22 protein-coding genes and 1 pseudogene are annotated in these 23859 nt (G+C 59.5%); 11 read left to right on the forward strand and 12 right to left on the reverse strand.

Annotated features, from left to right (window positions below; all coding sequences use genetic code 11):
* Positions 1–528 precede the first annotated feature (528 nt).
* Together AC3A35_RS09900 and AC3A35_RS09905 are read left to right on the forward strand one after the other, a co-directional pair.
* Positions 529–2244 carry a retron Ec67 family RNA-directed DNA polymerase/endonuclease gene (locus AC3A35_RS09900; protein ID WP_487435885.1) on the forward strand — a complete coding sequence of 572 codons (1716 nt, stop codon included), beginning with the start codon at positions 529–531 and terminating at the stop codon, positions 2242–2244.
* 334 nt (positions 2245–2578) lie between these two features.
* Complete coding sequence (locus tag AC3A35_RS09905; protein WP_487435886.1) at positions 2579–3583, forward strand: DUF4238 domain-containing protein; 1005 nt, start codon at positions 2579–2581, stop codon at positions 3581–3583.
* A 384-nt stretch (positions 3584–3967) separates the two neighbouring features.
* On the opposite strand, the gene AC3A35_RS09910 is transcribed toward AC3A35_RS09905, so the two are convergent.
* Positions 3968–4636, reverse strand: coding sequence for a hypothetical protein (locus tag AC3A35_RS09910; RefSeq protein ID WP_487435887.1), 669 nt, complete (start codon positions 4634–4636; stop codon positions 3968–3970).
* A gap of 121 nt (positions 4637–4757) precedes the next feature.
* Between AC3A35_RS09910 and AC3A35_RS09915 the strand changes: the two genes are divergently transcribed.
* The 9 genes from AC3A35_RS09915 to AC3A35_RS09955 all read left to right on the forward strand — a co-directional run bounded on the left by AC3A35_RS09915 (position 4758) and on the right by AC3A35_RS09955 (position 9669).
* Positions 4758–5000 (forward strand): hypothetical protein, encoded by a 243-nt coding sequence (locus AC3A35_RS09915; protein WP_487435888.1) that lies wholly within the window; start codon positions 4758–4760, stop codon positions 4998–5000.
* Positions 4997–5395 carry a TraK family protein gene (locus AC3A35_RS09920; protein WP_487435889.1) on the forward strand — a complete coding sequence of 133 codons (399 nt, stop codon included), beginning with the start codon at positions 4997–4999 and terminating at the stop codon, positions 5393–5395. The genes AC3A35_RS09915 and AC3A35_RS09920 overlap by 4 nt, the downstream gene beginning before the upstream one ends.
* A 318-nt stretch (positions 5396–5713) precedes the next feature.
* Positions 5714–6082 carry a conjugal transfer transcriptional regulator TraJ gene (gene traJ, locus AC3A35_RS09925; protein WP_487435890.1) on the forward strand — a complete coding sequence of 123 codons (369 nt, stop codon included), beginning with the start codon at positions 5714–5716 and terminating at the stop codon, positions 6080–6082.
* A gap of 34 nt (positions 6083–6116) precedes the next feature.
* Positions 6117–6899 (forward strand): P-type conjugative transfer protein TrbJ, encoded by a 783-nt coding sequence (gene trbJ / locus AC3A35_RS09930; RefSeq protein WP_487435891.1) that lies wholly within the window; start codon positions 6117–6119, stop codon positions 6897–6899.
* Between the two features lie 13 nt (positions 6900–6912).
* Positions 6913–7161, forward strand: a complete 249-nt coding sequence (gene trbK / locus AC3A35_RS09935; RefSeq protein WP_487435892.1) for an entry exclusion lipoprotein TrbK — start codon at positions 6913–6915, stop codon at positions 7159–7161.
* Positions 7162–7165: 4 nt separating this feature from the next.
* Positions 7166–8785 (forward strand): P-type conjugative transfer protein TrbL, encoded by a 1620-nt coding sequence (gene trbL / locus AC3A35_RS09940; RefSeq protein WP_487435893.1) that lies wholly within the window; start codon positions 7166–7168, stop codon positions 8783–8785.
* 34 nt (positions 8786–8819) lie between these two features.
* The gene (locus AC3A35_RS09945) at positions 8820–9068 is read left to right on the forward strand and encodes a hypothetical protein (RefSeq protein WP_487435894.1); all 249 of its coding nucleotides are present in this window, start codon (positions 8820–8822) and stop codon (positions 9066–9068) included.
* Positions 9069–9131: 63 nt separating this feature from the next.
* Positions 9132–9371 carry a hypothetical protein gene (locus AC3A35_RS09950; protein ID WP_487435895.1) on the forward strand — a complete coding sequence of 80 codons (240 nt, stop codon included), beginning with the start codon at positions 9132–9134 and terminating at the stop codon, positions 9369–9371.
* A gap of 10 nt (positions 9372–9381) precedes the next feature.
* A complete protein-coding gene (locus AC3A35_RS09955) occupies positions 9382–9669 on the forward strand; it encodes a helix-turn-helix domain-containing protein (RefSeq protein WP_487435896.1) in 288 nt (95 codons plus the stop codon).
* A 230-nt stretch (positions 9670–9899) separates the two neighbouring features.
* Here AC3A35_RS09955 and AC3A35_RS09960 read toward each other — a convergent pair.
* The 11 genes and pseudogenes from AC3A35_RS09960 to AC3A35_RS10010 form a co-directional block, all read right to left on the reverse strand.
* Positions 9900–10525 (reverse strand): annotated as a pseudogene (locus AC3A35_RS09960) (IS701 family transposase); the annotation flags it as partial.
* Between the two features lie 66 nt (positions 10526–10591).
* Positions 10592–13222, reverse strand: coding sequence for a GAP1-N1 domain-containing protein (locus AC3A35_RS09965; RefSeq protein WP_487435897.1), 2631 nt, complete (start codon positions 13220–13222; stop codon positions 10592–10594).
* A gap of 4 nt (positions 13223–13226) precedes the next feature.
* Complete coding sequence (locus AC3A35_RS09970) at positions 13227–14069, reverse strand: TRAFAC clade GTPase domain-containing protein (RefSeq protein ID WP_487435898.1); 843 nt, start codon at positions 14067–14069, stop codon at positions 13227–13229.
* Positions 14066–15097, reverse strand: coding sequence for a TRAFAC clade GTPase domain-containing protein (locus tag AC3A35_RS09975; RefSeq protein WP_487435899.1), 1032 nt, complete (start codon positions 15095–15097; stop codon positions 14066–14068). The genes AC3A35_RS09970 and AC3A35_RS09975 overlap by 4 nt, the downstream gene beginning before the upstream one ends.
* Positions 15094–16122 (reverse strand): GTPase-associated system all-helical protein GASH, encoded by a 1029-nt coding sequence (locus tag AC3A35_RS09980; RefSeq protein WP_487435900.1) that lies wholly within the window; start codon positions 16120–16122, stop codon positions 15094–15096. The genes AC3A35_RS09975 and AC3A35_RS09980 overlap by 4 nt, the downstream gene beginning before the upstream one ends.
* Entirely contained in the window at positions 16122–17486 is a 1365-nt protein-coding gene (locus AC3A35_RS09985) for a metallophosphoesterase (protein ID WP_487435901.1), read from the reverse strand. The genes AC3A35_RS09980 and AC3A35_RS09985 overlap by 1 nt, the downstream gene beginning before the upstream one ends.
* Positions 17487–17779: 293 nt before the next feature.
* Entirely contained in the window at positions 17780–18295 is a 516-nt protein-coding gene (locus AC3A35_RS09990; RefSeq protein ID WP_487435902.1) for a hypothetical protein, read from the reverse strand.
* Positions 18296–19180, reverse strand: a complete 885-nt coding sequence (locus tag AC3A35_RS09995; protein WP_487435903.1) for a hypothetical protein — start codon at positions 19178–19180, stop codon at positions 18296–18298.
* On the reverse strand, positions 19177–21951 hold the full coding sequence (locus AC3A35_RS10000) for a hypothetical protein (protein WP_487435904.1): 2775 nt from the start codon (positions 21949–21951) through the stop codon (positions 19177–19179). The genes AC3A35_RS09995 and AC3A35_RS10000 overlap by 4 nt, the downstream gene beginning before the upstream one ends.
* Entirely contained in the window at positions 21948–22550 is a 603-nt protein-coding gene (locus tag AC3A35_RS10005; RefSeq protein ID WP_487435905.1) for a condensin complex protein MksE, read from the reverse strand. The genes AC3A35_RS10000 and AC3A35_RS10005 overlap by 4 nt, the downstream gene beginning before the upstream one ends.
* Positions 22547–23803 carry a hypothetical protein gene (locus AC3A35_RS10010; RefSeq protein ID WP_487435906.1) on the reverse strand — a complete coding sequence of 419 codons (1257 nt, stop codon included), beginning with the start codon at positions 23801–23803 and terminating at the stop codon, positions 22547–22549. The genes AC3A35_RS10005 and AC3A35_RS10010 overlap by 4 nt, the downstream gene beginning before the upstream one ends.
* Positions 23804–23859 lie beyond the last annotated feature (56 nt).

A 23859-nucleotide genomic window follows, 5' to 3' on the forward strand; every position in this document is an offset into this window, starting at 1 on the left:
TGCATCCGGCAGTCACATGATGCGGCTGACGCCGGGCGGGACCAGACGTGAGAGTGTGGGGGGCGCGTGGGTAATTGCGATTGGGGCGTGCGAACATTTGAGCCGCAAATGACAACTCAGCGGCCAGACCTGTCGGTCGGCCTGCGCCGATCGAGCGGCGGCTTTGCGGCAGACAGCCGTCCCACGGCACGAAGCGACATCGAACGACAGGTCTTCATTTAATCGAGGTGCTAGTTTCGACCCGTTGCCGCCGTTCGACCTGGCCGCGAATGACGGCACTGCAGCGGAAGTTGTCATTTCCATCAGAGAGCAACAGGACGGCACCCGTCAACGACTGAGCTTCTCAAACAGAATATCGCCTTTAGGTGCTATTCTTGCAGCGGGGCCGTTAGGCAGAGTTTTTGCCGTTGTTTCGCGGCATGTGACAATAAAGTCAGAGGCTTTGCCTCCTGATATCCATTGAGTGGTCCTCAGTTGTTGACCATGGTAGTGCTAAAGAGTGCCTAATGTGCCCCACCCTCCAGAGCGATGTCTTTTCTAACGAATCTTAAGCGCTCAAAGTCGCTCCATGACGTTGCATGCCTTCTTGGGTACAAAACCAAGTCGCTGTCGTACGTCATTTATAAGATGCCCGTCAAGTACGAGACGTTCACGGTGCCAAAGAAGTCGGGCGGAGTCCGCAATATTTCCGCGCCGTTTCCAGAGCTCAAACTGCTTCAACGCCGATTGTCTGATGGCCTCCAAAGCTGCTGGGATGAGATCAATACCGAAAAGAAGATAAAAAAGCCAATAAGTCACGGCTTTCGAAGAGGTACATCAATTTTAACGAACGCTTCAGTTCACAGTGGAAGGCGCTTCGTATTCAATGTCGACATAAAGGACTTCTTCGACTCCATTAACTTTGGGCGCGTGTATGGATTCTTTGTAAAGAACAGGGACTTTGCCCTTGAAGAGAGTGTCGCAAAAATCCTTGCAGCAATTGCCTGTCATGATGGAAAGCTGCCTCAGGGCAGCCCATGCTCCCCGGTGATCTCGAATTTGATAGGCCAGATACTTGATATTCGCTTAGCTCAGCTTGCGTACAAACATGGGTGCAGCTATTCGCGCTATGCGGACGACTTGACCTTCTCGACTAATTTGCGTACTTTTCCTTTTCCAATAGCAGTGTCGAACATTGATCATTCATGGACAGCTGGTGCGGCTCTCTCCAAAATAATCGAGAAGTGTGGCTTTAAGCTCAATTCTAAGAAAACCCGGATGCAGTACTGCGACTCACGCCAGGAGGTAACCGGGCTTGTTGTCAATCGCCGCATTAATACACGTCCAGAATGCCGGCGGCTGACTCGGGCAATGACTCATCAATTGCTAGAAACGGGAAAATTTCATATTACAGAGATGAAGCCGGATGCATTAGGAACGCTGGTGCCCACCAAAGTAGATGGCAGCATCCGCCACCTTCAAGGCATGTTCGGCTTCATCGACTGGATCGATTTAAGCCACAAGAAGGCTAGGGGAACACTCGATGGAAAGCCGTCCTCCATAGACAAGGTGTACAAGCGATTCCTTATGCATCGGGACTTTTGGGCCAGTTCGCTACCGACTATTCTCTGCGAGGGAAAGACTGATAGCGTGTACCTTCGCGGTGCGATTCGACGCCTTGCTACTGCGCATCCAAGCTTGGTTTCAATGAATGCGGCGGGCAGGGCCGAATACAAAGTTCGGTTCTTCAATTATTCGTACACTTCGCAACGAATCCTGGATCTGTCTGGCGGAGCTTCTGCGGTTAAGTCCTTCATCACCGATTACATTAGGTCCGTCAAAAAAACTCCAGCACCTGCGAGCCAAAAGCCACTGATCGTGTTGCTCGACAACGACTCAGGCGGCAAGGTCTTTTTTAGCCTTATTAAGGAGTTCGGCGACAGAAAAACACCGGTGAATGGTATGGAGGATTTTTATCATCTTGCCGCCAATGTTTATGTCGTCTTCACGCCGATTGCTAAGCCCGGCGATACGAGCTCAATCGAAACTTTTTTTGAGCCAGCGCTGCTCAAGACGAAAGTCGGCGGAAAATCGTTCAATCCGAACGAAAAAGAGTTTGATGAGAATGATGAGTACGGCAAGGCGGTCTTTGCTACAAAGGTAGTGCGGCCAAATATCGCCAAGATCAATTTCGACAGGTTTGATCCGATACTTGTCCGCATAGAAGGTGCCGTCGATGCTCACATCAAGAAGCACATTCCATGAGTGTTCGCGACGAACACACGTCTCTTGTTAGCACAAACCAGTTGGCATGGGCCTGATGGACGGGATCATTATTGAGTCATCCGATGCCTTGCTAGCTTCCTCAGCAATCTGCGGAATTCGAGCAGGTGTGTCTGTTATGGGTCCCCGCGGCCAGCCATAAAAGCCAAACGTCAGCAGGCAGTCATGAGCGGCCGTCAAGGTGGTGCAATGAAAGCAGGCATCCGCGCAGGAGGTCAGCACGCTGATCGTCTAGTGCGGCGCTTTCTCCCGGCATTCATCAGTAAAGACTTGATGTCTGAGTACTCTCAAGGTCTTTTCCGTTCGGGACTGAGGCATGACGCAAAACAGCTTCCTATCTCCCAAGAAGACCTATAAGCACGCACACATGACTATCGCGAAGGTGCAGCACTATGTTCCGCAGTTTCTACTCAAGAACTTCGGTCGGGGCAAGAAGGATCAGCTATGGGTCTTCGACAAGTCGAGCGGCCGTACCTTTTTCACAAACGCAAAAAATGTAGCGAGCGAAAGCCGCTTTTACGACTTCGAAGTTAAGGGTGAAGCCGTCACCCTCGAGCCGGTTCTGACCAAGATCGAGTCGACCGCGAAGCACGTGATGAAGAAGCTTCTCGAGGCAGACTCCTTGGGAGTTCTCGATGAAGAGGACCGCACGCACTTGGCCGTTTTTTGTTCTGTTCAAATGTCACGCACTCGGAACTTCCGAGAGCAGTGGCTTTCCTTCCCTCGGATATTGCGCACGGAACTAGAGAAGCGCGGCGATAAGGTGGCGGCAGGCTCACAAGCTGAGCAATTGATTCAGGATCTAACTGAAAACGAAGTCAAAGCTGAATGTGGGCAATTTATGCTGGGAGCGCCGGACATGTTCTCCGAGCACTTCCTTTCGAAACACTGGGTGCTGGCGGCAACAGACTCGAGGCACCCCTTCCTAATCAGCGACAACCCGTTGACGCGCCAGAACATGATAGGCCGTCCGCACCACGGCAATTTGGGGCTATCTGTACCTGGCATCGAGATCTACCTTCCATTAACTCCCACGAGAGCGCTCGCGATGTGGTGTACCAGCCTGACGGCACCAGTCCTGGAGAGAGTGGAGGCGCTTCGAAAGACTACACCAACAGGGTATTCGGACGCTTTGGTTGACTCCATAGAGACGGGGAATCCTCTGAAATACGCTGCCGAAAACGTTCAGAACTTTAACTCTCTGCAGATCTGGCAAGCCGAGAGATATGTATTCTCTTCCCACGGAGATTTCATCTTGGCGCAAGACATGGTCACATCAGACATCAAGTTCAGAAGTGGCCCGCGTGTGACGAGCATGTGAGGTGGGCGAATGATGCCAGGCAACTCGGACAGACGTCCTATCGGTTAGCATAGCCCGCCTACGGTCCGCCGGTCACGTCCAACCTTGAACAGTTGCTCCCATCCAAGCGAAGGTCCGCAAAGAGTCGAGAGTTCGCATTCGCCAAGTAGGGAAACTGCCGTTCAGATCGATTGGCCCCTGTATGGCAGATAAACGAAGCAATGCCGACCGACGCAGGCCGCAGGCTCAAGGTCGGCTCTGGCCGATAACCGGTAGTCCGTGGTTGGCTCGCAAGTCGCAGCCCGTGACCGACAGCTTCGTTTCCGGTGGTGATCCGTTGCGTGGGGCCGCCCCCCATAAGTCACTAGGGCGCAGTTTTAGCGGCTAAAATTCTCCTCACTTCCGTCAGTCGAAAACAGCTGCACGCGGGTTCGCCGTTATTCGCCGTTGCTCGAGCTTGGTTAGTTCTTCCACAACGGCTAGGCGCACTCCGAGTGCGTCGAGGCTGCGCAGGATTGAGTCTTCATCCAAGCACATCTTCACGCAGCGCCAGGCGCAGCCGGTCAAGTTCATGCCATAACCGTCGATTCGCGCCTGTGGCCCGGTTTCGCTACGCAGTCGATATAGAGCGACGGCACGTGCAAGATCGGACAAGTCTTCTGGCCCCCCGTACAAGAACACGGCCTCTACTGTCTTCTCGGCTGCATGAAGCGCCATTCGTGGCGTGCACTTGGGGTGGCTACGAATGCAGGCAATCAGGGCGGCGGTGTCACCCCACATCGCCTGCCACAGAGCAGCAGGGCCGTCCTGGTAGAGCTCTTCTGCATCAGACCAAACGGGTACCGCCGAGAGCGACCTGCGACGGCGATCGGAAAGAGGCCGCTGTCCATTGAATATGGCTGACCATCCGTTGCCGCCCTGGTCCTGAGTTAGGTTCGCGGGAGATGCCAGTGCGTCGTACTTGTCGGCAAAACCATGGATCGACGTTTCGCCCACGCGCTGACGTAGCAAGTGCAACAGCGCAATGCTGCGGGCGATATCCCTTTGGCGTTTCACGGTGGCGGTCGTTTTCATGGCTTCTAGGGCATTCTGTCCTAGTAATAAATTCAATATAAATTACATGGCATTTTGCATGAGCCCAGCGAAAAATTCACCTCAGTAAGCGCCATTTATACGATGTAGGGGTGAAACCGAAGTGAGTGCGACGCTCAGCTATTTGCTGCAGAAGTACGGACCAACGCTGACGCTCGAAGAGCTGGCCGAGGTGTTGAAGCGCAAGCCTGGTGGCCTTCGTGCCGCCTTGTCGATGCGTTCTGAGGCGTGGGCCATCGAGCTGAATAGCCGCAAGGTCTACGTTGGCCGCCGCGTACATTTCCCGGCCGAGACAGTAGCTGAGCTGCTGGCCGGCGAACTGCTCCAGAAGGGGCTTGCCGAATGAGCACCTTCCTCGACGATCTAGCCAAGTGGGCTGCGGGGCAGTGCCAGGCTACCAAACCTCGGCGCAAGGAAACCTTGGCGGCGTTCCTGGTCGTGCGCGAGGACGTGAAAGAAGCCATCGCTGCCGGGTATGCACTCAAGACCATTTGGGAGCACATGCACGAAACCGGCCGCGTGTCATACCGGTACGAGACCTTCCTTCGGCACGTCCGCCGGCACATCACCAATGCCCCGATCGACCGAACCACGAAATCAGCAAAGGTGAAGCCGGCGGCTCAGGGTAAGGGCGGTGACGAGTCCATTGTGCAGGCACACACCGTGTCGAGGCTGAGCAGTCCCCCGAGGCTGGGCGGCTTCACCTTCAACCCGACGCCGAACAAAGAGGACTTGTACTGATGGGCGCACTGCATCGCTGCAACCGTGTGTCCGGCGCGCTGCTGATGCGCTGCTGGAACGCTCCAACGGCGCTGATTACGGCCCTTTCCAGTCACTACCGCCATGCTGGAGCGCTATTGCACTTCGATTGCGCATTTACAGTGAAGGATTTGCCGCTGGGACCGCGTGAAAGTGGCCTCCGAAGTGCGGGCAGGATGGGTGAAGTAGGCCCACCCGCAAGCGGACGGCCCTTCTTCACTGATCCTTATTCGCGCCGGGGGCGCTCAACGGACATCCTGCTCTGCGGGGCCGGCGGCTACCGCCGCGCAAGAGGGCGCCATGAGTGACAAAGCCCCGACGCGCAAGCACAGCACGCCGATCAAGGTGTACTGCCTGCCCGAAGAGAAAGTGCAGATCGAGGCGAATGCCAAGGCCGCCGGCATGAGCGCCGCCCGCTTCTTGCGCGAGGTCGGCCAAGGTTACCGAGTGCAGGGGATAGTGGATTACGCACAGGTTCGTGAGTTGGCCCGGATGAATGGTGACCTCGGCCGGCTTGGGGGGCTCTTGAAGCTTTGGCTGACCAACGACCCGCGCACTGCGCAATTCGGTGAGGCAACGATCCGCGCAGTCCTTTCCAGGATCGAAGCCACCCAGGACAAGATGGGGCAGGTTATGAACGACGTCGTTCGCCCCAGAGCCAGGAACTAGTTTTTTAGCCGCTAAAATCGAAAAGGAGGTTGAGATGCGAAAGACAAAAGCAGCCGCGAGCTTTGCCCTCGTGCTGGCTCTCGTCGCGGGCCCGTTCACGATGCGGTCGCATGCCGGGATTCCCGTAATTGACGGCGCCAACCTCTCGCAAACCATCATGACGGCCATCGAGAGCGTTGCCCAAACGCTCAAACAGATCGAGCAGTACTCGACTCAGTTGCAGCAGTACGAAAACCAACTGCAGAACACGGTGGCGCCGGCCGCCTATATCTGGGATCGGGCGCAATCCACAATTAACGACCTGCTGAGCGCTGTCGATACTCTGAACTACTACAAGACGCGACTCGGCAGCGTCGATGTCTACCTGGGCAAGTTCCAGGACGTCGCCTACTACCGGGGCTCGCCGTGCTTTTCAAGCGCGGGATGCACGGCAGCCGAATGGGCGGCAATGAGCGAGAACCGGCACCTGGCCTCCGAGTCGCAAAAGAAGGCCAATGACGCGCTTTTCCGCGGCCTCGACAAGCAACAGGAGGCCCTCAAGGCTGACGCCCGAACGCTGGAGCAACTGCAGTCGAGTGCCCAAGGCGCCAGCGGCCAGATGCAGGCCCTCGGCTATGCCAATCAGCTCGCAAGCCAGCAAGCCAATCAGCTCTTGCAGATTCGCGCCCTGTTGATTGCCCAACAGAACGCGGTTGCCACCCGCATGCAGGCCGAAGCCGATCTGGAGTCCAAGCAGCACGCGGCACATCTGGCATCGACTGAGGGGCGGATCGAGACGACGAGTACGCCGAAGAACTGGCTCGAGTTGACCCGCTAACGGCGGCAGCCCCATGAACAAGACGAACATACGGATGCTGGCCGCTCTCGTGATGGCTCTGGTTGCCGGCTGCGACAGCAAGCCGGTCACGAAAGCCATGCCGGAAGCGAATGACGTGAACTGCCTGATCGAGAACATCAAGAATATCGAGGACAAGGCGATGCGCGAGCAGTTTGCCGGACAGTGTTCACAACGACCTGTCGGCATCGCGCCGACGGAGAAGCCGACGAACTGGCTCGAACTGATCGACCCAAAAAGGTGATGACATGAAGCTGATGAACAAAGTGGCGCTGATCTGCGTTTGCCTGATGCTCTACTCGGCCGGCGCGGCCGCTCAACTCACCAATCAAGGCATGCTGGACCATGTGGTCACGGAGTTCGCTACGCGGGCGTCCGCTTGGCAGACGGTGGTGATGAACGCGGCGACTTGGTTGTTCTGGACGTTGGGCACGATTTCCCTGGCGTGGACAGGCGGGATGATGATTCTGCGCAAGGCCGACATTGGCGATTTCTTCGCCGAGTTTGTCCGGTTCATTCTGTTCTTTGGTTTCTTCCTTTGGTTGCTCAGGAACGGGCCGACTTTCGCGTCATCAATCATTCAATCTTTGCAGCGGCTGGGCGAACACGCTTCGGGCGTATCCTCGATTACGCCGTCTGGAATCGTCGATGTGGGCTTCATGATCTGGAAACAGGCCATCACCAACCTGTCGGCATGGAGTCCAATCGATAGCTTTGTTGGCGTGGCCTTGAGCGCTGGGATCCTCACCATGCTCGCTGTCATCGCGGTCAATATGCTCTTGCTGTTGGTGTCGGCCTGGATCTTGATGTACGCGGGGATCTTCTTCCTCGGCTTCGGTGGGTCGCGATGGACATCGGACATGGCGATCAACTACTACAAAACAGTACTGGGCGTGGCTGTACAGCTCTTTGCCATGGTTCTACTGGTCGGCATCGGAACCGATCTGCTGTCGAGCTTCTACGGAAAGATGAGCAAGGGCGCGCTCAACTTTGAAGAACTGGGGGTGATGCTGGTCTTTTGCGTGGCGCTGCTACTGCTCGTCGCCCGGATTCCGCCGCTGGTGGCCGGCATCATCACCGGTGGGGGCGTGGGGGCAGCTGGTGGCATCGGTAACTTTGGTGCGGGTGCCGTAGTGGGCGCTGCGATGGGCGCGGCCGGTATGGCAGCAACGGCTGCCGGCATGGCTGGCGCCGCGGTGATGGGAGGTGCACAGAACGTCGCAGGGGGAGCATCGGCCATCAAGGCGGCATTCCAGAAAGCTCAGGGGAGCATGGAGAGTGGCGCGAGCAGTTCTATGCCCAGTCTCGGTTCGCTGAGCGGCACGTCCAGCAGCGACGACAAGGCTCGTACTGGTAACTCGGCATTTGCCCAGGCGGCCGGATTCTCCGGCGGTTCCTCGTCGGGTGGCGGGTCGTCCGGTTTCAGTGCGTCCAGCTCGGGCAGCTTGAAGGGCGGCAAGGCAGAAAGCGAGGGCACCAAGGGAAAGGCCGACCAGGCCAAGGCGGGCAATCATCAGCTGGGGCAGCAGAGCAGGCAGAGTCCCAGCGGCGTGACACGAGCGGCGGCATCGGCTGTGGGCGTTGTCAGCGAGCTGGCAAAGGGGGCCGGCTCGCTTGCCAGGGGTAAGGCTGTGCAGCTCGCGAACGAGTTCCAGGAGCGCGCAAGCCAGACCGTGGGCGGTCAAATTGCCGCGACAATCAGGGCGGGAATGGCACAGGAGCAGGACTCAGCCCTCGCATTTGACGGCAATAGTTTGTCGGCTGCTCCCAGCCAACGAAGTGCAGATGACGAGGTTGCAGCCTTCGTCAATAAGGCCCAGCTCCAGGCCGGTGCCGGCGACCGGCACAGGGCGCGCAGCGATGACTAACCGGCTTACCCTTGATGCAAAAAGGAGTCACACCATGAATGCAATGATGATCCGCGATCGCATGCTCAACTACTCCATCGTGCTGAACGACATGCTGGCCGTGCTCGATGATCCCGAACCCCTTACGTGGGCCGACCGTACCACGATCAACGAGCTGCTGGACACGGTGATGGAGGTGAACACGATGATGGTGTATTACTTCCAGTGTGGCCCGATCTCCGAGCGCGACATGGCTGATATCCGTGCAAAGGTGGCCGGATTGAGTGTCCGGCCTCTGTCTTGACTTTCGGTGCTCCACGCTCGACGGGCCCGTGCGCCACGCGATTCTCGTCGTGACAGATGGCCTATGAACGCGATCGAAGTGTTAGCTGCTGAACCCGCCGACTGCGCCATGATGGGCGAGGTGCTGGACACGGTGAGGGAGGACAGCGCGATGATGGTGTATCCCTTTCAGCGTGGCCCGATCCTCGAGTGCAACATGGCTGGAGGCCGGGCGAATCTGGCCGGTTTTTGGGGGCCCCGCGTGCGTCTTGATTCCTGGAGTTCCATGCCCGGCCGGCCAGTGTGCTTCCCTTTATTTTCGTGACAGATGGCCTATGAACGCGATCGAGACATACAGCAGCGTGTGGGATGCGATTGCCGACACTCACGAGGAAGCGGAAATCATGAAGCTTCGCGCGGCCCTCATGACGAAGCTGAGCGGTCACATCAAGCGGACCGGCTTGAGTCTGGACCAAGCAGCCAGATTGTTTCGTATAACGCAACCGCGAGTCTCCGAACTTCTGCGCGGCCGGTTCAGCGGGTTCGATCTGGAGGACTTGGTCAGCATGGCCGCTGCTGCTGGCTGGCACGTCGAAATCCGTGTGTCGGGCTTGTACGAGTGACGGACCGTAACCTTTCCCCGCGTCTGCTAACGCCAGCGGAACTGGTCGAGCTGCGGCAGGACATGCACACGGCGGCGGAGTGGATGCGATCGGAGCTGCGCCGGAGGCGAATCCCTTGCTGCGTGAACACCTACTGACGTACTTCGGAGAGGACGTCAAAGCACTCCCCAAAGCCGCATTCATCCCGTTGGGGGACAAGGTGGCCGAAGCATTGCATTTCATCGCCGACCGCGGTCTCCTGGACCGGAACCATAACCGGCGTCCGCGAGCACGCCCCCCATGGGCACGACACAGGCCACGGCCGACGCATCTGCGCCAAGGCGATTTCCGGCTTGGTCGCAAAAGTGACGTTGGCCGCCACCCCGGCCTTACGCCGGCGGATGGGATTATCCGCCCAATCCTTGGGCAAATAGAGTCGGTAGGCGATAGGAAGGCCGCCGTGAGCGCTTGCCAGGGACAAACTGACCGTCACTTGGCAGTTGTCGTGCTTGCCCAACTGATAGCAGTATTGCCGCGCCACACCGACCGAATGCTTGCCCTTCTTTGGAAAGCCCGTGTCATCGATGATCCAGTAACAGCCAGCGTCCAGACCCAGGTGAGGTAACACCCAGTCGCGGATACGCGCCATCACGGCGGCATCCGGCCACTCGGACTGCGTCACGAAGTGGTGCAGCGACTGGTGCTTGGCCGACACGTGCAGTGGATCGGTATACGCTGCCAGCGGCTCAACGCTCTTGCGCTGGATCGGCAACATCAGGCCACGACAATAGTCGTGCTGCCCCACCTTGCGGTCCACGTGCCCCAGGCCCGCCGCCAAATACCCCATGTACTCCTCAAACTGCAGGCTTGCACTCAGCGTTTCTCCGAAATAGGACGAAGAGGCGCTCATAATTCATTGTTTTTACTGACACAGTAAGACTATTCACCAGTCAAACTTATTGGATCTGTCTGACCGGATTTCGGCAATCGTGCGCTTGACCACACGCCGACCATCATCGTTAAGGCGGCCAAGATCATTCTCGATCCGCGCCAGATATTCCTGGCCGCCGTATGACTTGGCAACCCGCTTGAGGATTCGGGCGACGTCGTCGCATCGACATGCGGTCAGAGCCAAATCACCAACGTTCCATGAGGACGACATGAATGCCTCGACGAGCTCACGACGCGCGGTTTTGCAGCGGTCCCAATCGAAGAAGGGGACGAACTTCAGGAGGTCGGGCACGTCGTCGGCCTTCGCCAATTCCCGATAGATTATAGGAAATAAGGCCGCAATCATGAGCGAGACAGGCTGGTGACGGGCACGAAGCAGCGATGGCATGAGCCAGCCGGCTGCATCGACCAAAGCCGTGCGCGATCTCTTTTCCGCATCGAACATGAGACTTGCGCAGGCGTCGTTGGCCGCTTCAGCTAGATCGATGACCTGTCGCCCCTGCAAAGCACGGGCAATTTCGTCGACAGCCCCAACGATACGCTTGCGGGCGGCCGAGGGCGCCTTCTCGAAGACAACAAGGTTCCGGCTCGCGACCTCGGCGTCGATACCGCGCTCCAACCCCGCCTTGGCGGCCCATCCGCCATCAAGTCGCGCACCGAGAATGCCGAGTAGCATGGACAGAACCGCGGTTTCGTCACCGTCGAACCGATTGCGCAGGCACCTTCCCATCACGCCCCCAGCGATCTCGAACTTCCGGGCATCGTCGACCTTCGGGATCACGGACTGGATGACGCAGATGTACGCGTTCATGGGGAGGCTGTCCAGCAACACCGCCCGCGCCTGCATGTCGACGGCGTCGTCCGGAAGGCGCGCAACCAAGCACTCTCCGATCGCCCGGTCGGAGAGCAGTGCCGCGAATTGCTTATCGTCGGCACGCCGCAGCAAACCTACGAGCAATGCAGCGGTCGTCGTTTCGGACAGGCGCTTCTCGTCAAAAAGCCAAAGCACGTCCGCCCCGACAGGGTCGACTGTCCTGGCGAGCAGCGCGTCCCTTCGCGCCGAGGCGTCCGACGAAATCAAGGCATCGCGAACGGCTGGCAGTCCCCCAACCTCGCGCGCCCGATCGATGAGCACGGCGGTAAGCCGCTTGGCCTGGAAGTCGTTGGCGTCCCCGAGCCAGCGCAGTTCCGCAGCGATCCCTTGTGGCTCGAGCCGGCCGAAAATGGGCATGGCGGCGGAAAGCTGCCGATCCTCGACCAAGAGGGGGAGCAGCATCATGCCAGCCCTGTCCGCGAGCTCTCGGTCGACGTCGGCTAGAACGGCTCCCATCCTCTCTATGAGCACATCATCCTTGGCGACCCGACTCGTCAGTGCGCCGCCCTGCGAAATAAGGCGCGCGATGATGTCCGCTGGCGCCTCGACAAGCACCTGTTCGACTTGCGGCGACGCTCCGTTTCCGAGACCCATTGCGATGCTGTAGAGCAAGTCGTCGATTGCGCCCTTGGGGTCGGGCTGTCGCAACAGGCTGACCGCGCCATCGGGCGCACGCTCGGCGAGCTGCGCCGCGATCTCCTGGACCGCCATCCTGCCGGCCGGCATGTCGTGCCCTTGCATCTTCCGTGCAATCGCGCCGACGAAGTCCCAGGCATCATTGGGGGACAGACTACCCGCAGCCCTACGAGCGGCCTCGGCCAGCCGAGGTTCCAGCGACCTCACAGCCGCTGCATTGCTGACCATCCCCGAATTGGCAATGTCCAACAGGCCCAAAGCGGCGGTGGGCGTCCGGTCCAGCTTGTCGAGCAGCTCGTCCCACAACAGCGCTATGCGCAGGGCTGCCGGGCTGTCCACATCACGGTCACCAAGGAGGTCTATTTCGCGATCGGACAGCAGCTTCGGCACAGGCTCCTCGAAGACGCGGCGCACGATCGCCGCAGTCCACCTATGCCGATCAATCTGCGACGAGCGACCGTCCACACGACGCCCAGGCCAGTCGGAAAACTTGGCCTTGGCATTCAACGGCGCGAAGACGAGGTCAAGGTCGCGACCTCCTATTTTCCGGGGCGACAGGGCGAATGTCGAAAGCGCGAACCGCCGCCGGATGTCCGGCCACAGCGCGGTGAGTAGGCGCAAGGCGATCAGCTCGGGATCAGGTGCGTCAAACACCACAACCGGCTTCGCATCCTCGAGAAAAAGCGCCTCAAGCAGTTCGCTCGCGCTGAAATTGGGAGCGGGAGGAAGTGGCTCCTCAAGCTGTTCCTCCAGTTCGATGTGAACCGCATCCGCCTCGGTCGGCGGCTGGGCCGAACCGAGCAGGCGGAGGATGTGTATGAGCGGTGGCTTGAGGGCCCACGCTTGCGCATCGATCAGCACGCTCTTTGTTCGGACACAGCCTGCCCGAGAAACGGTAAGGTCCTGCCATGTTCTGGCGATAACGTAGTAGGTTCTGCTCGGCAGCGGATAGGCCGACAGATAGGGCGCAAACTGCTCCTTGGGGCGTAGGGGGCCGGCCACGTCGGAAAGGCGATCCACAATCACCTGGTCGTCCTTGGACAAAACGGCAGACGACGCCAGCAGCTGGTGCCCCTTGCGATAGCCGTGGATCTGGATTTCCGCAGTAATCACAGTTTCAGAGGCCTACCGCCCAGGCGATGGGAAGGGTGATATCGGGATCCCTTCTCCAACCATTTCCGTCGCCTACTGCGACCCATCCATGACCGTCCGGCCCCGCCTCTAGAAAGGCTTTTCGATAGACTGGGTCGTGCTTCAGGTCGCCGCCGACACTGCTGAGACCGAATATCCGGACATTGAGATCCTCCAAGTCAGTGAGTCTGCCTGCGAGAAGTGGGTATTCACGCTGAAGATAAGCCAAGGGGCCCTGCTGAAACATTCCGGAATCAACCAGATCCCATGCGGTGACGACAACGGACAACCGCGGGCGTTCGCCATCCCCACGGTTGGCGAGCAAAGCCTCAAGGAAGCGGATCAGCTCGCATAGCATTACCTGTGTGGGAAGGCCCTGATCATCCTCGCCACCGAGCTTCTCTAGCATGCGGCGTGACGTCACCCAGTCGAGGGGCCGGACATCCTGGTCTGAGCCAACCCTCACAAAAAGCAGCGCGCCATCGGCCCTCCTCAGTTCGCTCATCCAGTCTGGGTCGATCTCGCCGTCGATGACTGCGTTGCGCCAAAGCTCACCCGAGATGTCAGGCACGACGATCCTGGCACGCGGCCCGTCCTCTGTAGCGGCGACGATGACCTCGAAGTCGCGACGAGCCTCGCTGTGCTGGGAGCGGGGTGCGAACCCTCCGGCGAAAATGTGGTCGGTGATCTCGAGCACGAATTTGATATCTTCAGGCTGCTTCGCAGCATGCAAGGCCCCATTCTTACCATCAAGCGCTCGCCATAGAGGGCCGATGTAGTTGGTCTTTCCGGAGTCAGGACCGCCAAGGAGTACGATCGATCGGCTCATCGGTCCCTCCTGTGACTCAGATAGGCGCGATCGTCCTCGCTCGGTTCGGTCGACCGCCAAAAGGTCGGTCGCTGGGTCGACTTCCCGACAGTCAGGTCGATCAGTTCGGTTATGCCAAATCCCGGCGGCACGTTGTCCGGATGGTCGGAGAATGGTGCCACGCCCAATATCTGGGCCTTCGCGCCGCGCCGGACGAGCTCCGTCTGCAAGCGGTTTGCCACGTTGTCGTCGAGGACATGCACATCTCGATGAGTTACCACGATCATCAATCGTGGCGCACGGCCGTCTAGCAAGGTGTTCAGGCGCCCTGCGAGCTGCCCCACCCGGGCTATAAGTCCGTGACGCTTCTCGATGTCGGCGAGCGTACGGCCATCGAGCACGATCCAGATGCTCTCAGCCGACTTCATGAAGTCCAACCGATCCGATCGATCTGTATTTACGAGCGCCTGCGTCCATTCCCCCGGCACGTCGGGAAGCGCCAAGTCGACGCGTCGTCCGTCCGAAAGCCTGACGAGTCGGAGGTGCAGGAAGCCCGGGCCATGATCGTCCGCCAACTCGGTGTGGACCGTCATTTGCTCCGGGGCCTCGCCGTTATTCCAATCGCGAGCACCGCGAGCGATCTCCTCGAAAGCCGCCAAGCTCCTGCTGTTCGCGAAGGACCAGCCCTCCAGCATCGCATGCGAGACGAGCAGGTACAGGCTTGCCAGACACGCCGTTTTGCCGGACTCTGGATCACCGAGGATGCCGACCACGTTGACATATCTGGTGCCCATCATGGCATTCAGATCTTCCAGCCCGAGCGTCTGGCTGGAAGGAAGCGGGCTGGCGCGCGCGGGCTGATCAAGCACAGGTTCGCCCAGCCGGTCACCGGGCTGTGATGATATCTCGTCATCACCTTGGGCATCGGCCGAGGTCGCGCCGACTGCCTGATTGGTAATACGGTTGCTGCAGGTTGACGGGTCGCGCTCGAGCGCGCAGATCCCCGTCTCGCCGACAGTGCATCCATCGAATCTGCATGATCGGCTCATAGCTTGCCCAGGCCCTGAGACATCATCTTGGCAAACCCGGCTTCCAGTAGAGCCCGCTCGCCCCACTCCGAAACACGCCGTTTCACGGCTGAGCCCAATCCGCCCACTTCACCAGTGGCTAACGCGTGGAGGAGAGGAAAAACGGCGGGATGGGCGGGGACACAGCCCTCTATGAACGCCGCACCGAGTTCAGCACGATCGTCACCGACGGCCGCAAGCATTTCCGTCAGATCGAGTTCCGGATCCTGGTCCAGTGTCCGGAGGACGATCTCGCGATGCACCTCGCAGGGAAGGCGGCGAAGCATTCTTGCCCCTTCGATGCCGGAAGCAACGATCCGTGTCGGTTCGGCGACCGCGCATAGCTGTCTTTTGAGTATCCGACTACGACCGAGCTGCGCCCACCAAAGGAAATCCAGTTCCTCGCGGTCGAGAGCGGCATTTCGACGCAGCGCCTCTACCGTGCCAGCCACCGCTTCCGTGAAATTGTTCTTCGCTGCCTTGCTCTCGTCGATCGTGACCTCGAGGTTGGAAGGGTCAGGGACATCCGTCCTCTGCCTCGACTTTTCGGCGGCCGTCACGACCCAGTTCTCAGCCGCGGCGAGAACTTCCCGACGGAGATTCTCACGTCGTTCGGCCTCCAGGACCGGTTGATAAGCAAGGGCGGACCATAGAGCGGTCGCATAGACGTCGTGGATGGTCCAGCCTATGTTGCCCGGGGTGGCAGCTAAGATGGAAACCATCGCCATACCAGCGCATACGCTGATTTCTAGTGGACGCTCCTCATACAGGAAGGAGGACGACTTCTTCTGGATGGCACCTTGGATTTCAGTTCCCAACGAAGCCGAGGGGTTACCATCACCTCCGAGAGCCTCAGCGACATCCGCAGACTTGGAGACGATTTTCGAAACGGTTTTCTCCTTCCCCCAACTGTTTGCGAGGCTGGTCGCCGCCGTGCGCCGGGAATTCACATCGTCGTCGCTTACGGTGACGCCGGAAATCCGCATGTGAACCGCAATTTTGTCCATTACCGTGCCCCGTCCTTCCGTTCGCCAATTAACTGATCAATCATCTTCTCGACCTCACCCAGCTTTCCATCCCGGACAAGCATGTCCAACAACCTGCGTTCCAGACCCTGCGACATCCGCTCATCGAACTTTTCCGGAAGCGCGTCCAGCTCGACGAGGATGCGCAGGCGCTCCCCCTCGAGCAAGTCGCGGAAGAACCGGAGCCGAGCGGTCTCATAACCTTCTTCGTTTGGTGCCATGGACTGCGGCTCCTCTTCCAAGGACTCCATCGGGACCATCTCGATAGTCGGCTCCACGGAACATGCGATCCCTTCAGCAAGCGAAGCATCTGCAGAGTGAGTCGTTGTAGGCACTTCCGGACGATCCGCCTTGCAAAAAAAAGGAGACGCCAACCGGAAGTTGGGATACTTCCCGCCCAAACGCTTGTCATCGGCCTCGAAGCAAGTGCGCTGCGCATTCCATGCCCGAGGGTGCATCGTCACCGACAATCCATCGATTTCTTCATCCCAGTCGAATTCTATTATGTTGTAGGTGAAGGTGTAGACGTCGTCGGACTTAAAGGGGACGGTAGCGCCGGCGGCAAGCATCATCACGTCGCAGCCAGTCTCGACATTTTCAACAGACACCTTTGGGTCGTGTTCATGTCCCGAGATGAAAACCCGCGCCCGACTGCGGATGTAATTCCGCACCTGATCCTGGTCCTTGTACCAGTTCAAAGGATGGTGAACGAGGACAATATTCTCTACCCCGTTTGTGCGTGGGATGGTGAACTGGCGTGCACCTATCACCAGTTCCGGGTGCTCATCGCGCTCATCCCCATGACAAAGGAGGGAGGAATTGAACCTGATGAAGCGGATCGCTCGCCCGGGCGCGAGGCTTACCTCCATCTCGGACGCAAATGCGCCCTCGTTGTTGAGGGGACAGTTGTAGCCGAAGCTGAAGCGTCCATAGTCCTCGAACCGTGCAAAGAGCGCAGCCCGATCTGTCGGGTTGTTCAGAATATCCTCGTATTCCTTGGTGCCACCTGCACGAATGTGGTCTAGGATCTGTCTCCCGGCGAACGATAGCTTGGATCGGTCGAGATCATGATTGCCTGGCACCATCTGAACACGGTGGATTTTCACGCCAGTACTCGCCGCCAGTTCGTCCAGCCATTTGCCGGCGTCCTCATATTCCGCCCACTTTCCCGACTGGGCGATGTCTCCGGTGACTAAGATGCCATGGGCGACCCCGCCAGCAATATTTGAGACAACTTCCTTAGCATCGGCGATCAACTGCTGTTTTACATCAGCATGGATGTGCACCCGATCATCCTTTTCCTGGCCGAAATGGATATCGGATACGTGAACAAAGACTGCCGGCATATGTCTCTCCTGTTCTTCAGCCAGTGAATATATCAACGCACAAGGATTCTAGACGAAGAACTTTTATTACCTTGTCGCTTCTTTTTCTTACCGCAAAGGATAGATCTCTCTGAGACACTCTGTGGATCGACGATGCCGAAGTCCTTCGAAAAGAGGTGTTCTTCGGCCCTTCAAGCATCCCATACGGGGCAGTCCGGGCGAACGAAAACTAGCCGTAAGTCACGCGACCCAGCATGACGGTGTATTGCCGCCCTAAGCCTTCCAGTCGTCTCAGGGCAGCATCGTGTCAGGCACTACGGTCGCACTCTTGCAGGCACGGCATCACAGTGTCCATTAGCCGGCGGGCGAACAACTACGACACCGATGGAATCGGCCAACGGCAGCCCTCGACATTCCTTTACGAAGCCGCAATAGCCCTTCTGCTCGGATGTGAGCACGCGCTGCAGGGCCTGCCAGCGTGAAGACGCTGGGGCCAGAAAAACCCGCGAATAGCGGATTGCTCGTTTGCAAGCTGCGGGCGCCACGGTCAATGCCCGCTTCAGTTCCGCGAAGCTGTAATCGCCGCCGTGGCATAGGTATTTCGCCAGCGAGAGTGAAAACCCTTCAGTCTGAAACACCGAGTCAGGGCAGCTTGACCAGAAGGCGCTCGTCCACAGAGCGGCATCGCGCCCAGCAGTTGATATGCCTGTGGAAGGTTTCCCGTCCAGATAGCGGTGAATGACGGCGACAGCAGCCTCCTCGTGAGAAGTGCCTTGCCCCGTGAGCTTCATGAACCACTTGTCGTAGTGGGAATCTGCATCGAACATCATTCAGTCCGACTTCCGCGCCAGCCATACCGCCTCGTGCTCCAGGGCCAACCCTTCGCGACTCATGGCAGTGCAGAGCTCCAGCAGTTCGGCGGGGGGCTGCATCGCGGCGAGCCGCGTCGTGGCTGCGACGAACTCTTGATGGGTGTTAAGCCAGATCTGGTTGCTGCCGTATTTGCGCAGCAAGTCGTGCCAGTTCGGCATCAGCCAGAATGAACAGGGTGTCGTCAGGTGCTCTTTCAGCCGAACGAAGTTTTGCAGGCCTACGCCGTCGTAATCCGCAAAGTGGATGACTTCAGGCACCCGCGAGCGGTGCGCAAGCCATGTCACGAGCCGGCCCGGGATTTGTCCCGCGTAGTAGCCGATGCTTGCCCGAGCGTGTTGAGGCAACCAACTCGTGTCATCGAAGAGGGCCTGGTTTTCGACCAGCCATAGCGGACAGTCCGATTGCCAGTCGTCCCCCTCCTGGATTGCCAGCACACCGGCCCCGGCGGACTGCGTCGAGGCAGAAAGGTCGAGAACCCGACCGTCGCCGTGCGTCCAGCAGACATCGGCGCCGACGGCTTTCATCAACAAATAATGGAATGCATGGCTCGCGAAGCCCACCTTGCTGTCGCGACGGGTAGCGATGTTGGCCGCGCGTTGCGGGAGATCCCGTGCGAGCATGGCAAGGGTTTCAGGCCGCAGGGTGCGCAGATGGGCTTCCAGTCCGGCACGGTTGCTGATGCGGTATGTCACACCGCGTCCCTGGGGGCGGGCGATGAGGAATCCGGTCCCGCGTGCGAGCACGTCGAGGGCCGATCGTTGGGTGGGCGTGAACAGGCTCGCTGGTGCTTCATCGCCTTGGGTCAGCAGTTTTTCCAGGGCGTCAGCGAGGGCTCGGCTCATAGGTGGGTCGCGCTTGGTTCGAGCGATTCGATAATCTGCCAGCTCTGCCGGCTGATCAGGTTATGGCCACCGCGGCTGGTGATCGGCACGCAGTAGCGGGCCGTGATCAGCGGGGCAGGGGAGGCGAAGATCAGCGCAAAGCCGAAGTCTTCTGCGGTCTCGATCAGGCTGCGCTGGTTGCGTTGATCGAGTGCCGAGGCCTCATCGAGGTAACAGACGGCCTGTACGTTGTGGCGCTTGTCCTTCATCTGGTGCAGCAGCGCCAGTCCGGTCACGAGCTTGGCCATCAGCACCGTCCCGTTCGAGGCCGCGCTGTCGATATCGGTAAAGGACTCGGGCTTGCGCCCGGTCTTGCCGACGACGAACTCCAACCGGAAGAAATGCTCTACCTTCAGGCACCCGCGTACAGCGCCTTCCTCGATCAGCAAGGTCTTGGCGCGGTTGAGTGTCGCGTCGTCGAGCACGCTCTGATGGTTGAAGAGTTCGAAAGTCTCTCCGCTACCAGCCTGTTCGGCGGTGCTGATGAGCTGCGCCATCGCCTCGACCAGCGGCGTCTCCTCGACGGGTTCGATCTTGAAGACTTCCAGGTCGGACAACTGCCGGCGGTTCACCAGGCGGTTGAACTCGCGCATTTTCCCCTGGAAACGAAGCAGGCCATCACGCAATTCACGCAAACATGCGGTGACATTGACCACTGCCGTTCGGGCCTTGCGCTCGAGCGCTTCCGCTTCCTGGGGTAGGTGCGCGGCAAAGCGGACGATCTGGTCGAGCTCCGTTTCCGGGTTGTCCGAAAACAGATACTTCGTCAGCCCGCCTGCGTGCAGCGTTGCCACGTGGTTGCCAATGCGCTCATCGAGGTTGAGGAGCATGACGCAGTCGCGCTGATAGGTCTGCAAGTGTTCGGCCAGCGTGACGAGCGCCACGTCATCGCTGCCCAGCCAGGGCTGATGTGGCAGATCGCCAAGCAGATCGAAGACCGGTGCGTCATCGCCGCGTCGATTGCGCAGCCTGACAATCTGTTCGTGCTGATCTTCGAGGCGGGTGATGCGGGCCTGAACATCCTTGTGCGCAGCGCGCAATCGGGTCGCTTCGTCCTTTGAGCGCTTGAGCAGGTGTTCGATCTCGTCGAGTTGGGCCTTCAGTGCCGTCATTTCCAGCGCGCGAGCATCCTGGCCTGCCCGTAGTTGCAGCAGTTCGTCGTAGTCGGTCAGCTCTTTCGTAATGCTGTCCAGATCGCGTTGCAGCTGCGTCTTGCGCGCCCGGGCGGCATCGATTGCCTGTGCGGCGGCAAGTTGCTGTTGAAGTTGGGGCGCAAGGGCGCGTAGTTCGGCAAGCTGCCCCTGGATCTGGTCACGCGAGCGTTGCTCGTGCTGCGCTGCCAATCCGCCCAGATCGAAGGTCAGGCCGGGCAGGGCGATTGCCATGTCGCGCGAGTTTTGCAGCCAGATTTTCAACCGTGCATGATCGAGCTCGAAGGCGGTTGGCGACAAGGTCATCACCGGTGCCGCCAGTGCGCGGTTCAGCCGCTCCAGTTCGTCGTCATCAAGCTGCGCTCGCAAGCGCAGATAGAGGTTGTCGGCGAGCGTTTCGAGTTCCTTTGTGCAACGTTGCTGTTCGCGCTCGTTTGCTACGATGTCGCGCTGGATGCTCGCCACACTGCGATTGTCCGCCTGATGCACCAGCACGATCTGCGCTTCGAGCAGGCCGCGGATCTCTCTTTGCCGTTGCTCCAGCACCTCGCGCCCGGCAATCAGTTCGAAGCTGCGTGACAAGGCAGTGAGACGGGTTTCCAGCTTCTGCAGGTCATCGAGCTTGCCGCTCGTCTGGCCCTGCTGCTTTACGAGGTCACGGTCCCGCGCGGTGAGACCCTCTTCATCCGCCTCGACGCGCGCCTGCTCGGCCTGCAGCCGAGTCTTCTCTTCGCGCTGGTAGGCGTCCCATTCGCCGAGTTGCGCATCGATCAGGGGCCGAAAGTGCAGCAGCTTGCCGCGCACCACTCGGCGCGCATCGTGATCCCGCTCCAGCGTCGCGATCAGGGGGCGCTGCTTCATCGCTGCATCGTACTGCGCCCGGTCGGCGTTGACCTCCGCAAAGGCCTTGTCCCATTCCGCCTTGAAGTCGATGCTCGCATCCGGAAGGTCATTGCGGAAAATCTCGAGCAGATAGGCCTTCACCTCGGCCGAGTTCAACCGGTCGAGCCGCAAGGTACGGGTGAGCACGCGCTGGAAAATGGCCGCGTTGCTGACCTGCTCGAGCTTGAAGACGGTGAAATCCGGCTCGTTGTCCTGGCGTTTGTGACGCCGTCCGCCGTAGAGTGCGTCGGCGAACTCGGACGGGCTGTAGGCGTACACCAGTTGCCCGAACTGCAGCATGTGAGCTCGCAGCTCGGGTTGTGGCACGGTGCTGCCATCGGGCAGTCGATAGTGCTCGAGGTCGAGCTCGCCCTTGTAGGCGAAGTATTCGTAATCGTGGCTTACCCCCTTGCCGACGCAGCCGAGCACCACGGTGCCGGTCGTCGGCAATGCCACCTCCAGCAGGATGTATGCGCTGTTGTGGGGGAAGTAAAACCGCCGGCTGGTGTCGACCTCGTGCGCACCGAAGTCCATGCGCCGCTTGTCGATGATCAGCAGGAATTGAAGCGCATTGATCAGGCTGGTCTTGCCGGTGTTGTTCGGCGCGATCAGCGACACCGCGGCATCGAGCGGAAGTTCGGCACGCTGGTAGGCCGCGCTGTTGAGCAGGGCGAGGCGCTGGAAACCATAGCGGATCACGCGTCATCCTCCTCGACAGCGACGTCGTCGCCCTGATCGCCGTCGTTCGCATCCACTTCGCCGGTCGTATCACGATGGGCCAGTTCCTCGAAGCGATCCAGGTACCGGAACACCGCCGGCAGCAGCCGCCAACCTGCGCCATCTGCGATTGCGAAGCCGTAGTTGGCGGCTGTGCGCATCAGCTGCGTCAGTTGCTCCACCTCTGCCAGGTGCTCGGCCTTCAACAGCAGATTGTTCTTTTCAATGAGCGCCAGCAAAAAACCCTGGTCGATCGGCCATTCGGTGAAACGCGCCAGATGGACGCCCATGTCGGCCTTGAACTCGAAAATCAGCATGAAGAGCAGCGCGAGCTGGCGGGTGGTCTTGGTGACGTTGCTCGTGCCCTCCTCGGAATGGAACCAGGCGAAGCCCCTCCCATCGATACGCAGCGCGTAGCCGAGCGCGGCGAAGAGGGTTTCATACTGACCCTGCTCACGTTCCAGTTCCGCCCACAGGCGCTGCTGGGCCAAGCGGTTCAGATGCTTGCCGGCGTTGAGATGTTCGAACAGCTCGCGCAGGGACGGCAGGCGCTGCAGGTCTATGGATGAAGGCGAACTCATGAGGGATCGGTCGGCAAGGTGATTCGATGCGGGTGAAGCGTCACCCGCACGCTGTTCAGGGGCAGGGCGCAGGCAAGCTCGATCTGGATCGCTTGCCATTCGGGGCGCTGCGCGAGTTCGTGGTACAGCCGCAGCGTGGTGGTGTCGCTCCATGCGGGTTGGTGGCGATGCAACCAGTCGAGCAGATTGTCGATCGGCGCGTCCCGGCGCAGTGCAGCCAGCAGGGCGTGCTCGTCGACGAGATCGACCATCGGTTCGGCAACCGCGCCATCGTCCTCCGGAAACTGGACAGCAGCAGGCGTGTAGCTCAGCGCTTCACTCATCACCGACAACACCTCGCTGCCCACCGAGACCCGACGCTGAAAGTCGCGTTGCCACAGCGGCAGTTCGGCACCCCGCAGGGCGCGACGCAGCCCGCGTTTGCGAATCTGCCCAAGCAAGTGGCTGATCACGGACGACAGGGCGTTGTGCTGGCGAAGCTCCTCGCGCAGTGGCAGCAAAGTGTCACTGCACTGCTTCAGGACCTCGCGACCAAGGCGGCGCAGCTCCTTGGCTTGGAACGCGACCTGCCGCATGGACAGGCGGTGCGAATACAGCGCGCCGCGCACCTCGAGCGTCTCCACCACGTGGTCGAGCGTGTGCTCGGCTTGTTCGAGGTGACGATAGAAAGTGCCGTTCGGGCCGCTATCCATCATCTCGGCCATGGGTTCGACGTAGTTGTCGTAGGCTTGCAGCACATCGGTGTAGCGTCGGGAAAGAGGGAGGTGCGCATCGGCGGCCTTGGCCCGCTCGGCCAGTTCCAGGATTGCATGACGGTCCTGGTCGAGTTGCTGGCTGATCTGGCGGAAGAGTTCAGCCAGCTTGACCGCAGCACTGCGCATGCCGTCCGCCTGGTTCAGGGCGAGCGCATCGGCGAGCTGTGCGGTGGCGTCCTTGATCGCATCGACCCGCGCCCGCAGCACCTGCGACAGGCCAAGCTCGTGCTCGCGCGTCAGCCCGCGCACGAACTCGAGCACCTGGGGGTGAAGTTCGAGCGCATTGCCGCGGGGCAGCAGGCGCAGCAGATCCGCATTGACCAGCTGGCGCAGGATGTCTTCCCGCTGTGCAGGCTCGAGGGTCGGGCAGGCACGGGCAATCACGGCCACGGCCTGCTCCGAGTCGAATGCCGGGAAGTCGCGTGTCAGCGGCACCAGGGATTCAATAATTTCCCAGTGCGTATAGAGGGCAAAGGTAAGGCTACGAGGGGACGCCACGGGACGAATTCTCCGAGCTGGAACTACGGACCATCGAGATGCGTGTCGTAGCCGCT

It is taken from the genome of Azoarcus sp. Soil_N_20 (assembly GCF_057656155.1).